Genomic DNA, 12,993 nt, shown 5'->3' on the forward strand with positions numbered 1-12,993 from the left:
TTTGAAACGGACGGCGGCGGCACAGCCGCGGCTGCGCCGCCGCCGCTGCATCAGGTCTTGCGGCTCTTCTGGCGATAGACGTCGGCAATCACGGCGGCGATAATGATCAGGCCCTTGATGATCTCCTGATAGAAAGCATCGACGCGCAGGAAGGTGAAACCCGACATCATCGTGCCGAGGATGATGGTGCCGATGACCGTGCCCGTGATGCGGCCGACGCCGCCCGTCAGCGAGGTGCCACCGATCACCGCCGCGGCAATCGCGTCAAGTTCGTACATCACACCCATTCCGGCCTGTGCGGTTTGCGCGCGCGATGCGGTGACGATGCCCGCGACCCCCGCGAGCAGACCGGCTACGGCATAGACCTTGATCAGATGACGCTCGACGTCGATGCCGGAGACACGTGCGGCCTGCACGTTGGCGCCGATGGCGTAGGTGAACTTACCATAACGCGTATAGCGCAGCGCCACGTGGAAGATCACTGCTACCACCAGGAAAACCACCACCGGCCAGATGCCCGAGCCGATGAAGTTGAACTGGTCCGTCAGCCCCGACACCGGTTGACCTTTGGTGTACCATTTGCACAGGCCCCGGGCGGATACCATCGTGCCCAGTGTCGCGATGAAGGGCGGGATTTTGGTGTAGGCGATCAGCGCCCCGTTGAACACGCCAGCGAGCAGGCCGACGGCCAGGCCCAGCAGGATCGGGACGAAAACCGGCAAATCGGTGAGCGAGGGATAGAGTGCTTTGGTCCATTCCGACGATTGCGCCAGGCTGGCCGCGATCATTGCAGTCAGGCCAACCATGGACCCCGACGACAGGTCGATGCCGCCGGTGATGATGACCTGGGTGACGCCCACCGCAATGATGCCAATGACCGAGACCTGAAGGATCATGATCTTCAGGCGTTGCGCATTCATCAGGAAGCTCTGGCCGACGAAGATCCAGCCGAGCAACTCGAACACCAGTGCAATTCCAAGCAGGATGAGCAGGATGTTCGCTTCGACCGGCAGTCGGCGCCTGTTGGCCCCGATCCCAGTGAAAACGGCGGGCCCCGGCAATATGTTGTTCGTAGACATGTTGTATCCTCCCTAGTGTTGTTTCGGTCCTATTTCGCAGCCAGTTCCATGATCTTGACCTGTGTCGCCTCCGCCCGATCGAGAATTCCCGTGACGTGTCCTTCGTGCATGACGAGAATGCGGTCGCTCATGCCGAGCACCTCGGGCATCTCCGACGAGATCATCATCACCGCCACGCCATCGCGCGCGAGTTCCGTGACCAGGCGATGAATCTCGGCCTTGGCGCCGACGTCGATGCCGCGTGTCGGCTCGTCGAGGATGAGGATCCTCGGTTTGGTCAGGAGCCAGCGCCCAATCAGCACCTTCTGCTGGTTGCCGCCGGACAGGTTTTCGATGCGTTGCGCCAGATTCGGCGTCTTGACGCGCAGCGTTTCGCTCATCAGCGTGCAGGCGCTGGTGATGCCCTTTTCGGCCACGAAGCCGCGTGACACGTAGTCTTGCTGCAGCACCGCTATCTGCATGTTCTCGAGGATGTCGAGGATGAGCAGGCAGCCGGTTTCCTTGCGGTCCTCGGTGAGCAGCGCCATGCGGTGACGAATAGCGACGTTCGGCGACGAGATGGTCACTGGCTTGCCGTGGATCTCTATGGAGCCCGAACTCGCCGGCGTCACACCGAAGATCGCTTCGGCGACGTTGGAGCGGCCCGAACCCACCAGCCCGGCGACGCCCAGGATTTCGCCGGCGCGGATGTCGAAAGAGACGTCGCGGAAGACCCCTTCTAGCGTCAGGTTCTTCACCGACAGCACGACGTCGCCGATCGGGACTTCCTCCTTAGGAAACATCTGTGTGATCTCGCGCCCGACCATCATGCGGATGATGTCGTCACGGGTCACATCACTCGAAAGGTGGGTGCCGATGTAGCGACCGTCGCGAAACACCGAGAATTCGTCGGCGATCTCGAACAGCTCGTTCATCTTGTGGGTGATGTAGATAATGCCTTTGCCCTGCGCTTTCAGACCGCGGATGATGGTGAACAGGTGGGAGACCTCGCGCTCGGTCAGCGCCGATGTCGGTTCGTCCATGATCAGCACGTCAGATTCGTAGGAGACGGCCTTGGCGATCTCGACCATCTGCCGGTTGGCGACGGAGAGATCGCGCACCTGCACCTGCGGATGGATGTTGATGTTTAGCCGTCGGAACAGATCCGCCGTCATCCTGTTCATCGTCGCATGGTCGACGAGGCCGAAGCGGTTCAGCGGCTCGCGCCTGATCCAGATGTTCTCCGCCACCGTCATGTAGGGCATCAGGTTGAGTTCCTGATGGATCATGGCGATGCCGTTCTCGAGTGCGTCCAGCGGCGACTTCAACTTGATAGGCTTGCCGCGCAGATGCACCTCACCGCGGTCGGGATGATAGATGCCGGCGATGATCTTCATCAGCGTCGACTTGCCCGCGCCGTTCTCGCCCATCAGCGCATGAACCGTTCCAGGCCGCAGCCTGAACGACACGTCGTCCAGTGCGACGACGCCGGGAAATTCCTTGCGGGCGTTCTCGATGGTCAACAGATATTCGGAACCTGCGGCCGAAGCCCTTTCGCGGGCTGCGGCTGGTGTCGATGCACTGCTCATGGCGTGCTCCTCCTCCTGGGGTGATTTTCGGCCGGGCGCGCGGATGCGCGCCCGGCTAGTGTCGGCCAGGCAAGATCAGTTTTTGCTCTGGTAGGTCGCCAGATTGGCCGGCGTCACCAGCTCGAACGGCACGAAGACCTTTTGGTCGACCTTCTCGCCCTTGGCGAGCTTCAGCGCCGAGTCGACCGAACCGACGCCCTGGCCGGCGGCGTTCTGGAACACGGTGACGTCGAGGTCGCCGGCTGCCATCGCGGCGAGCGCGTCCCCGGTTGCGTCGACACCCCCGACCAGCATCGTCTTCATGTCGATACCGGCCGCCTTCATCGCCTGGATGGCGCCGATCGCCATCTCGTCATTGTTTGCAACGACGGCGTCGAACTGAATACCGGCCGACAGCCAGTTGCTGACAAGGTCGGTGCCTTGGGTGCGCGACCAGTTGGCCGTCTGCTCCTCGACGATCTTCATGAACGAGCATTCGGGTGTCGCGATCACGTCGTGGACGTCCTGTGTGCGCTGGCGGGCCGCCTGGTTCGACAGTTCGCCCATCATCACCACGATCTTGGCTTCGGTCTTGCCCGCTTCCTTGAGCAGCCGGCATATCTCCTTCGTTTCCAGAGTGCCCGACTCGACTTCGTTCGATGCCACGAACGCCTGCTTCTCCGGCAGTTTGTCGACGTTGATCGGCTGGCGGTTGACATAGACCAGAGGGATGCCGGCATCGGCCGCGATCTTCGACATTGCAGTTGTCGCGTCCGTGTCCACCGGATTGACAATGATCGCGCTTACGCCTGAAGCGATGAAGTTCTGGATCTGGCTCTGCTGCTTGGCGACGTCGTTCTGTGCGTCCTCCACCTGTAGCGTCACGCCCTCCAGCGTCTTCGCGTAATCGATCATCCCGTTGCGCAAAACGGTCAGGAAGTTGTCGTCGAACTGCGCCATCGAGACGCCGATGTTCTCGGCAAGCGCCGAGGTCGTCATCAGCGCCGAGATTGCGGCGCCCAGAATCAGTTTCTTCATGTCAGTTCCTCCATTTTAAGGCGTCCGGTTCGCCCGATCCTCCCGGAACTCCCCCCGTTCGGGGGCCGTATCGAAACGGCAAGTGCCTCAGCGCCAAGGGCCGGTGGCAATATTGCCGTGACGAATTCCACATTCACCCGCGTCCGCGCCTGAAAGGTTAGAAGACGATCGTCTTGTGGCCGTTGAGCATGACGCGGGTCTCCAGATGCAGCTTGACCGCACGCGCCAGCACCCTGCTTTCGATATCGCGGCCGACCGCCACGAAATCTTCCGCGCTCATCGAGTGCGTCACGCGTTCGGTCTCCTGGTCGATGATCGGCCCCTCGTCGAGGTCGGGCGTGACATAGTGGGCGGTGGCGCCGATCAGCTTGACGCCCCGCTCGAATGCCTGGTGATAGGGCTTAGCGCCCTTGAAGCTCGGCAGGAACGAGTGGTGAATGTTGATCGCCCGGCCGTAGAGGCGCTTGGAGAGAGCGTTCGAAAAGACCTGCATGTAGCGGGCGAGGATGACCAGTTCGGCGTCCGTTTCGCGAACCAGCGCAAGCAGCTTTTCCTCCTGCTCGGCCTTGTTGTCCTTCGAAACCGGCCAGCAATGATAGGGGATGCCGGCGGCCTCGGCGCTGCTGCGGCAGTCTTCATGATTGGACACGATCGCCGCAACCTCGGCGTTCAGCCATCCGACTCTGATCTGGTAGAGGATGTGCAGGAGTGCGTGGTCGAACTTTGAGACCATGACGATCATCTTTAACCGACGGCCCTGATCGAGCAGCGTGGCCTTCATGCCGAAGCGCTCGACAGGCGATTTCAGCGCCCGTTCGAAATCGTCCTTGACCGCACCAGCCGGTGCCGCGAAGGCGATCCGCATGAAGAAGCGGTTCGTCTGACGATCCCAGAACTGATTGCTCTCGGCGATGTTGGCGCCAATTGCCGCAAGTTCGGTGGTGACGGCGGCCACGATGCCGGGGTGGTCGTCGCACGAAAGGCTGAGGACGTGGATCTTGTCCACCACGGTGTGCTCCCTGTGGGGCGGTTTTTCGGAATGAGCGTTCATGAGACAGGCAGGCCATCGAGGAAGCGGCGCAGTTCGCCCGCTTCGATGCCCACGACATGGCGCTGCTCGGGGTAGATGCCGCTGCGCACGTCGGCGGCGAACTCGGAGAACGCCGCGATGCGCTCGCGCTGCAGGCGGTCTAACTCGGCTGCGAAATTGCGATAGGCCTTGGCGTGCCTGGGTACGTGGCCGCGATTCTGGCCCAACAGGTCGTCGCCAAAGAGGTATTGGCAGTCGCAGCCGGTTCCGGCCCCCATGGAAACCATGAACAGTGACGTGCGTTCGCTGATGGCGGCCGCGACCTCGGCCGGGACCACCTCGATTTCGACGCCGAACGCGCCGGCCGCTTCGTATGCCTTGACCGCGTCGAAGATCCTGAGGGCGCTTTCGGCCGACTTGCCGACCGCCTTGAAGCCGCCTGTCCAGGTGGCCCGCGACGGGATCAGCCCGACATGGCCGATTACAGGAATGGCTTCGTCAGCGAGCCGCTTCACGGTGGCCAGGCTGGCGCTGCAATAGACGGCGTCGGCGCTCGCCTTGTAGAGCGCGAAAGCCCAGCGCACAAAATCGTCCGCCGTGCCGACTTCGAAGAAATTGACGCCTGGCACCGCAAACAGGCTTGGCGCAACCTCGCGGAAATGGGGAAGAACCATCATCTGCGGCGGCACCGAGACCATGTCGACGCCGGCCTTCTCGGCAGCCTCCAACTCGTCCAGCGTCTCCACGCGGATCATCGTGAACTGGTACTTGCCTTTCATGGCGCGGATATCCGCTACCGTCGGCCTCTTCCTGCTCATCGTCTGCACCTCCCATTTTGCGCGATCATGCCGCCAGCAACGTCTTGAGTTTCACGTCGGGCAACGTCCGTTCCGAGGTCCGGCCGCGCCTGCCTTGCGATCAGCATGTCGGCCAGGCGAAGGTCGCTGGCCACCGCGTTGCCGGGACCGATGCCGATCGCCCAAAGCAAATGTCCGTCCGCGGCCCGCGCCGCAGGCCTCAATCCAATCCGTCACTTTCATCTCCGAGGATTTTATCTGGGTCGAAGTCGGAGACGGCGGCGCGCCGCCGCCTCCGTAGCCTTGGGAGGCTGTTGTTCCGAGGCAACCTTGGTTTTGGCGTGGAGCTGCTCGCGATACGGCCGCGCCATTGGCAGGAGATTGCGCTTGATGAAGTCGTCCTCGTTGCGCAACCGGCGCAGGAAGGCCGCGATCATTTCGCGGTGGCCTGTCGGAACGGAAGGCGATGGCTGGCGCGCTTGATCAGACAGTTCAGCTTCTGTAGCGCGTGGTACGCCACCATCGGGAAGTGCTGACCGGCGCGACGCGCTTCGCGCCCTCTCAGAACGCAGTCTTGTGTCGTCGGCCCATAGTCTTCGGCTGCGGCGGCTGCGCTGGTCATGATCTTTCCTTTTCAGGCTGGAACCAAGACTGATAACCTGTCATGCAATAAAGCTACCAAATTCAATCATTCCCATCAACACCACTTGCAATTTTTCTATCATCTACTATCATTCGTTCGAACTCGTCAAAGGGAGACTGCCTTGGCCAAGCGACCAACGGTTTCGGATTTGGCCCAGGCATCCGGAGTCAGCGTGGCGACGGTCGATAGGGTTTTGAACAACCGCCTTCCGGTGCGCGAGGAGACAGCGCAGCGGGTCTACGAGGCGGCGACCGTCATCGGCTACCACGCCGCACCCCTGATCAAGCAGCGGATCCGCCAAGATCTCCCGGAATACCGGCTGGGCTTTCTTCTGCAGAAGCCCGAGCAGCATTTCTACCAGGAGTTCGCGCGCGAATTGGAGGCCGCGGCGATGCATGCGCCCCGGTTCCGTGGAATTCCGGTTGTCGATTTCTGGTCGAGCCAGGCTCCCGAGGACATCGTCGTCCATCTGGAGAAACTGGCGGCAAAGACGAACGCCATTGCCTTGGTCAGCCCCGATCATCCGACGATCACGGCCGCCGTGGAGAGCTTGAAGGCCCGCGGGATCCCGGTGTTTTCGCTTCTGTCGGATTTTGCTCCGGGCGTACGGGAAGGCTATGTGGGCCTCAACAACCGCAAGGTAGGACGCACCGCCGCGTGGATGATCGCGCAGTGCGCCAGCCGACCCGGCAAGGTCGCGGTGTTTGTCGGCAGTCACCGCTTTCACGGTCAAGAGTTGCGAGAGATCGGCGTGCGCGCCTATTTCCGGGAGCACGCACCGGAATTCACTGTGCTTGAGACGCTGGTCAATCTCGAAACGGCCGATCTAACCCACCATGCGATGCTCGACCTGCTCGAGAGGCATCCCGATCTCGTCGGATGCTATGTAGCTGGCGGCGGCATGGAAGGCGCTATCACTGCGTTGAGAACGGCCATGCCTGCCCATCCCCCGGTCTTGATCTGCAACGAGATAACGCCGGAGTCACGCGCCGCACTCGCCAACAACATCATCACCATGGTGTTCGCAACGCCACTGGCGCGGCTGAGCAGCGATCTCGTCAATCTAATGGCGCATGCCATCAAGGACGGCGCCGCCAACGCCCCGGGGCAGACCTTCCTTCCCTTCGACATCCACGTGCCGGAGAATATCTAGGCATCCTTGCGATAGAATCTATCATGAATGATAAAAATTCATCAGCGAGGGTTGACGGCATCCTGCCGCCGGATGATGGGATCGGCGGCCGCGCCGGAGCAATGACCGGCATCACAACGAGAGGGAATACCCGATGCCAGTTGCTCGATTGCCGTCGTTCGCACTCAACCATATGGTAGCGCCCTCGCTGCGCTCGGACGCGTTCTTCGCGCTCTGCCGCAAGGTGGGAGTGGCGCAGGCGGAAATCCGCAACGATCTTGCAGGCAACGCCATGATGGACGGCACGCCCGCAGCCGAAATCGGCAGTCAAGCCCGCAATGCGGGGGTGTCCCTGATCAGCATCAACGCGCTGCAGCGCTTCAACGAATGGACGCCGGCCCGCGAGGCCGAGGCGATCGCCCTCGCCGACTATGCGCAGGCGGCCGGCGCGGCCGCGCTGGTCCTGGTTCCGGTCAACGATGGCTCGGGACAGGCGGACGGCGAACGCCAGAACAACGCAAGAACCGCCCTTCGAGCCCTGAAGCCGATCCTGAGCGACCGCGGCGTGGTCGGATTGGTCGAGCCGCTCGGCTTCAGCATCTGCTCCCTGCGCTCGAAGCGGGAGGCGGCGGATGCCATCGTGGACATCGACGCCGTGGGCGCCTTCGGGCTGGTGCATGACACGTTTCATCATCACCTCGCCGGGGAGCCAGCTCTGTTTGCCGAGATGACCGGCCTCGTCCATATTTCGGGTGTCGCCGATGAGGATGTGGTGGTCGACGACATGCGCGACCCGCATCGCGTGCTCGTGGATGGAAAAGACCGCCTCGACAATATCGGCCAGATCCGGGCATTGCAAAGCGCGGGCTATGCCGGCCCCCTCTCCTTCGAGCCATTCTCGCCGGCCGTCCATGAACTCGATGATCCCGCACGCGCGATCGCCGACAGCATCGCCTTCATTCGAGCCCGGTTGTAAAGCGCATGGGCGACGCATTTGGCTGCGACTACGCGCGGCACGGGGTGGCAGCACGCCCTTGCCGGCTTACTGCACCTTGCGGGACGCTTTATGCATTCCAGCTGCCCGGCGTGAGAAGCAGGTCCGCACCCTGACGCCTTCCCCTGAGACGGCGCAGTTTCCCGCTGGCGTGACGGCGGTCCGCGCGGTGACCTCGCCGACCCGGATTCTGTGCGCGCGACGCCGTCGAAACTCATCCAATGCCCTGGAGATCGCGGACGGGACATTGACTTGATTTTCGACCCAGTGGTTCGGAATCGACATCGCACCAGAGAAATAACCGTCAGGCATCAGATCGGCGTTCAGGCAGCTTCGGTGCGGTCATACCTGCCGGTCACACGGTACACCAAGGCCGAGGATCAAGTTTCACAGCTTGACGCTGGCGATCAACGCGCTCGTTTCACGGGCAAGCAGCCAGGTGTCCGCGCCGACGGCTACGAAATCGGCGTCATGCGCAAACATTCCCCGCGCCGGCTCCGCGCCATAAGCCAGGACGCCGGCAGCCTTGCCGGTGTACCGGATCGCAGTCAGTGTTTCATAGACGATTTGCTGCATCTCGGCTGGGCCGGGATAGCCCAAGGCCGCGGCCAGATCGCCAGGGCCGATGAAGATCGCGTCGACGCCTTCGACCGCGCCGATCTCGGCGATGTTGGCGAGCGCCTGCGGCGTTTCTGCCTGGACAATGACGCAGATCTCGTCGTTCAACCGAGAGCGATAGCCCTTGTCGCGTCCATAACCATTGCCCCGTATGACGCCTGAAACCCCACGCACACCATGAGGGGGATACCGGGTCCAACTCACCACCCCCCTTGCCTGTTCCACCGTGTCGATCATCGGGAACATGAGAGTTTTGACACCGATGTCGAGAAGCCGCTTGGTGATAACCTGGCTGGATTCGGGTGGCCGCACGATGACTGCGCAGCCGGACTCGGCGGCGCGAAGCTGATCCGCGACGCCCGACACCTCGTTTGGGGCATGTTCCATGTCGACGAGGATCCAATCCGCACCCGAATGAGCGGCGATCTCGGCCGATGCCGGCGAGCAGAGGCTGACCCAAAGACCAGATTGGGCGCGGCGCTCTTCCAGGCCGCGTTTGAAAGCGTTGCCGGGTTTCAGCATGCTAGACTCCTTGGCGCTGGCGCTTCCGCCCTACCTGATGATCCTCGCGAGCCGCCATCACCTCCGAGCGTTCGCTGACCTCGGGCACGCCGACGTCCCACCACGCGTCACCGGGCGTCCAGCGATCGGGCGCAACCTTGATGGAAAGGACCGTGGTTCGATCCTGCTCCCTGGCCCATGCGACCGCGGCGCACAGGTCGGCAAGGGCTTCGACCCGCCGCACCGCAGCACCCATCGCTTCCGCGTGTGCCGCGAAATCAACGGAAAACGGCTCCTTGACACGGCAATCGGCAATCAGATTGTTGAACGGACGATTGCCCTTGTAGGTCTGCAGACGGTTGATGACCGCATAGCCGCCATTGTCGCAAACGACGACGATCATCTTGTGACCTGTCAGAACGCTCGAATAGATGTCGGAATTCATCATCATGTAAGAGCCGTCACCGAGCATGACGAAGACATCGCCATCTTCGCGCGCCATGGCCGCGCCCCAACCGCCGGCAATCTCATAACCCATGGTCGATGAGCCCATTTCGCAGTCGAAGCCATAGGTGCCGGTGACCCGCCATCCTTTGGTCAGTTCGCCGACGATGCCGCCAGCCGAGGCGAGCACCATGTCCTTCGCACCCGCCGCCCGGTTCACGACGCCGACCACCTGCGCATAAGATGGCACGAAGGCGTTGTCAGGGGCCTGGAGTTCATCAATCAATGCGTCCCAATTGGCCATGTCGGCCTGACCTTGCGCCAACCAATTCGGGTTCGCCCGCCACGCGCCAAGACCTGCATCGATGTCAGCGAGGCCCTCGCGCACATCACCAACGACCGCAAGAGCACGGTGCTTCACGGCGTCAAAACGAGCCGTGTTGAGCGAAACGAAACGCGTTTCCGGCGAGAAGACGGTCCACGAGCCGGTAATGAAATCTTGCAGCCGCGTTCCGAGAGCAAACACCACGTCGGCACGCCCGGCGGCGGCATTGGCTGCGGCAGTCCCCAGAACCCCGAGAACACCCAACGAAAGTGGATCGCCATGGGCGGACGTCCCCTTGCCGGCAATGGTTTCGGCAACCGGAATTCCCCGACGGCGGGCGAAATCCAAAACCTCACGTTCGGCTAGGGAATAGCGCACGCCGCCGCCGGCGAGGATCAGTGGCCGCTCTGCCGCTGACAACGCCGTTACAGCATCCGCGACCGAAGCCCTATCGGGGCGCGGGCGCGGAATGCGATGTACCGTGCGTGCGAAGAAAGCCTCCGGATAATCGAAGGCCATTTCCTGAACGTCCTGGCAGAGGCCGATAAACGCCGGACCTGCCGTCGCCGGATCAAGCATGACGGAGACAGCCTGAGGCAGAGAATTCAGGATTTGCGCGGGATGGGTGATGCGGTCCCAATAGCGCGAGACCGACTTGAAGCCGTCATTGACCGTGAGCGTCGGATCGCCGAAATTCTCGACCTGCTGCAAGACCGGATCGGGCCGGCGCGCGGCAAAAACATCGCCTGCAAGGAAAAGCACAGGTATGCGGTTGCTGTGAGCGGCTGCTGCGGCCGTGATCATATTGGTGGCGCCGGGACCGATCGACGAAGCGGCGACCATGATCTGGCGGCGCCGCTTGACCTTGGCGTAGGAAAGTGCGGCGAGCGCCATCGACTGCTCGTTCTGGCCGCGCCATGTCGGCAGAACATCTTCGGCGGCGGCAAGCGCCTCACCAAGGCAGGTGACATTGCCATGGCCGAAAATCGCGAACACGCCGGCGAAGAGCCGACGCTCCGTGCCTTCGTCATCGATGAATTGCTGCGTGAGATAGCGCACCAGAGCCTGCGCCATCGTCAATCGGATCGTAGCCTGTGTCATGAAAAAGTCCTCTTGCGGAGCGTCGGCTCGCCTTTGTCAGAGAATGCTGTGGATCTCGTCGATCGACGTCTCGGCCACGGGTTTGTCCATCACGATCTCGCCGCGCGCCATCCCGACAATGCGGTCGCAGCTTTCCATGACGTGATGCAAGTTGTGACTGATGAATATCCCGCACTTCCCTTGCCCGCGCAGGCTCTTGATGAAATCGATGACCTTGTTGGTCTCCTTGACCGACAGATGATTGGTCGGCTCGTCGAGGATCAGCATCTTGGAGCGAAAATGCATGGCTCGCGCGATGGCGACGCCCTGGCGTTGACCGCCGGAGAGTTCGCCAACCAGGGCATCCGGCGAGCGAAGATGCAGTCCTACATCAGCGAGCGCCTCGGTGGAGGCGGCCTCCATGCTGCGTCGGTCCATGGGGCCAAGGCCGAATAGCTGCCATCGTAGCGGCTCGCGGCCGATGAACAGGTTTCTTGCCACCGTCATGGTCGGCACGGTCGAATTGTACTGGTAGATCGTTTCGATCCCGAGGCGCCTTGCATCCGCCGGGTTGCGGATCGTCGCGTCGCGGCTTGCCACGCGGATCTTGCCGCCATCGGCGCGTTGCTTGCCCGAAAGGATGTTGATCAACGTCGACTTGCCAGCGCCATTGTCGCCGACGAGGCCGATCACCTCATCGTCGCGGATCGCCAGGCTGGCGCGCTTCAGGGCCTCGACGCCCGAATACCATTTGCTAAGGTTCTCGAATTCCAGAAAGATGGCCGCGCTCATCGCGTCACCTTCATGTTGGTGGCCTTGCGGCGCAGCCAGCCATTCGCGATCACGGCGAAGACGGTCAGGAAGCCGACGGCGAATTTGAACCAGTTTGCGTCGATGCCAGTCAGAACCATTCCATTGTCGATGGCTCGGATCAGCAGCGCGCCAACGATAGCGCCGAGCACCGTCCCGATGCCGCCAGTCAGGGCCGCTCCACCGATGACGGCGGCGGAAATGGCTTGCAACTCCAGCCCCTCGCCAATTGACGGAAAGGGCGAGCTCAGGCGCAGCACCTGGATGATACCGGCAAAGCCCGCGAGCAGCGAAGAGAGCGCGAAGGCGAACAGCTTCACCTTGGCAACGGGCACGCCCATAGCAGCCGCGGCCTCGCGTCCCCCACCTGTCGCCCGTATCCAATTGCCGAGATTCGAACGCTCCAGCATCAGACCGACACCGACGGCGATCGCCAGAAACCACAGGAGGGACATGCGCAACGGACTGCCGGACCAAAGTGGTGCGACGAACAGCCAATCTGGCATGTCGGTCGGCAGCAGCGGAGGAAACCCGCCCGACAGCACGATGGTGATCGATCGGGCCATGTAAAGCATGCCCAACGTCACGATGAAGCTCGGAATGCCGCTGAACAGGGTGAGCACCCCATTCAGGATTCCAACTGTCAGCGCGACAAGGACTGCGACCAGCATTGCCGGAATGAATGCCCAGCCAGCATCAAGCAGCAGAGCGAGACACATCGGCGTCAGCGCGAAAACGGATCCGACCGAGAGATCGAATTCGCCGCAGATCATCAACACGGTGACTCCGATGACCACGATGGTGATCTCCGGCGCCAGCGCGATGACGCCGCGTAGATTGTCGAGGGAGAGAAATACGCCGCTCGACTGCACCTGAAACAGCGCGACCAGGAGGACAAGCAGAACCAGCCCTGCCATTTCCGGCTTCTGCAGATAGTGCTTCAGCCGCGACCTGC

At 62.1% G+C, this 12,993-nt stretch carries 13 protein-coding genes and 1 pseudogene; 2 read left to right on the forward strand and 12 right to left on the reverse strand.

Going from position 1 to position 12,993, the window contains the following annotated elements; all coding sequences use genetic code 11:
- Positions 1–50 precede the first annotated feature (50 nt).
- The 8 genes and pseudogenes from AC1DPX_RS21880 to AC1DPX_RS21915 form a co-directional block, all read right to left on the reverse strand.
- Positions 51–1,079 carry an ABC transporter permease gene (locus tag AC1DPX_RS21880; RefSeq protein ID WP_477239530.1) on the reverse strand — a complete coding sequence of 343 codons (1,029 nt, stop codon included), beginning with the start codon at positions 1,077–1,079 and terminating at the stop codon, positions 51–53.
- Positions 1,080–1,108: 29 nt separating this feature from the next.
- Positions 1,109–2,647: a sugar ABC transporter ATP-binding protein gene (locus AC1DPX_RS21885; RefSeq protein ID WP_477239532.1), complete on the reverse strand. Its 1,539-nt coding sequence runs from the start codon at positions 2,645–2,647 to the stop codon at positions 1,109–1,111.
- A 75-nt stretch (positions 2,648–2,722) separates the two neighbouring features.
- A complete protein-coding gene (locus AC1DPX_RS21890) occupies positions 2,723–3,664 on the reverse strand; it encodes a sugar ABC transporter substrate-binding protein (protein WP_477239534.1) in 942 nt (313 codons plus the stop codon).
- A 157-nt stretch (positions 3,665–3,821) separates the two neighbouring features.
- Positions 3,822–4,715 carry a formyltetrahydrofolate deformylase gene (gene purU / locus AC1DPX_RS21895; RefSeq protein ID WP_477239536.1) on the reverse strand — a complete coding sequence of 298 codons (894 nt, stop codon included), beginning with the start codon at positions 4,713–4,715 and terminating at the stop codon, positions 3,822–3,824.
- On the reverse strand, positions 4,712–5,512 hold the full coding sequence (locus AC1DPX_RS21900; RefSeq protein ID WP_477239538.1) for a 3-methyl-2-oxobutanoate hydroxymethyltransferase: 801 nt from the start codon (positions 5,510–5,512) through the stop codon (positions 4,712–4,714). Before AC1DPX_RS21900 ends, purU begins: the two co-directional genes overlap by 4 nt.
- Before the next feature lie 25 nt (positions 5,513–5,537).
- Positions 5,538–5,694 (reverse strand): annotated as a pseudogene (locus AC1DPX_RS21905) (ferredoxin reductase); the annotation flags it as partial.
- Between the two features lie 51 nt (positions 5,695–5,745).
- Positions 5,746–5,928 (reverse strand): hypothetical protein, encoded by a 183-nt coding sequence (locus tag AC1DPX_RS21910; RefSeq protein WP_477239540.1) that lies wholly within the window; start codon positions 5,926–5,928, stop codon positions 5,746–5,748.
- Positions 5,925–6,113 carry a hypothetical protein gene (locus tag AC1DPX_RS21915; RefSeq protein ID WP_477239542.1) on the reverse strand — a complete coding sequence of 63 codons (189 nt, stop codon included), beginning with the start codon at positions 6,111–6,113 and terminating at the stop codon, positions 5,925–5,927. Before AC1DPX_RS21915 ends, AC1DPX_RS21910 begins: the two co-directional genes overlap by 4 nt.
- A 142-nt stretch (positions 6,114–6,255) precedes the next feature.
- Between AC1DPX_RS21915 and AC1DPX_RS21920 the strand changes: the two genes are divergently transcribed.
- Together AC1DPX_RS21920 and AC1DPX_RS21925 are read left to right on the forward strand one after the other, a co-directional pair.
- Positions 6,256–7,287: a LacI family DNA-binding transcriptional regulator gene (locus AC1DPX_RS21920; protein ID WP_477239544.1), complete on the forward strand. Its 1,032-nt coding sequence runs from the start codon at positions 6,256–6,258 to the stop codon at positions 7,285–7,287.
- Positions 7,288–7,420: 133 nt separating this feature from the next.
- The gene (locus AC1DPX_RS21925; RefSeq protein WP_477239546.1) at positions 7,421–8,242 is read left to right on the forward strand and encodes a TIM barrel protein; all 822 of its coding nucleotides are present in this window, start codon (positions 7,421–7,423) and stop codon (positions 8,240–8,242) included.
- Positions 8,243–8,647: 405 nt separating this feature from the next.
- On the opposite strand, the gene AC1DPX_RS21930 is transcribed toward AC1DPX_RS21925, so the two are convergent.
- Genes AC1DPX_RS21930 through AC1DPX_RS21945 form a run of 4 tightly spaced genes read right to left on the reverse strand, consistent with a single transcriptional unit; the run spans position 8,648 to position 12,955 of the window.
- Positions 8,648–9,400, reverse strand: coding sequence for an HpcH/HpaI aldolase family protein (locus tag AC1DPX_RS21930; protein ID WP_477239548.1), 753 nt, complete (start codon positions 9,398–9,400; stop codon positions 8,648–8,650).
- Between the two features lies 1 nt (position 9,401).
- Positions 9,402–11,249, reverse strand: a complete 1,848-nt coding sequence (iolD, locus tag AC1DPX_RS21935; protein ID WP_477239550.1) for a 3D-(3,5/4)-trihydroxycyclohexane-1,2-dione acylhydrolase (decyclizing) — start codon at positions 11,247–11,249, stop codon at positions 9,402–9,404.
- A 36-nt stretch (positions 11,250–11,285) separates the two neighbouring features.
- Positions 11,286–12,020, reverse strand: coding sequence for an ATP-binding cassette domain-containing protein (locus AC1DPX_RS21940; RefSeq protein WP_477239552.1), 735 nt, complete (start codon positions 12,018–12,020; stop codon positions 11,286–11,288).
- On the reverse strand, positions 12,017–12,955 hold the full coding sequence (locus AC1DPX_RS21945; protein WP_477239554.1) for an ABC transporter permease: 939 nt from the start codon (positions 12,953–12,955) through the stop codon (positions 12,017–12,019). Before AC1DPX_RS21945 ends, AC1DPX_RS21940 begins: the two co-directional genes overlap by 4 nt.
- Between the last annotated feature and the right edge of the window lie 38 nt (positions 12,956–12,993).

The organism is Mesorhizobium sp. 01N446, from assembly GCF_056399285.1.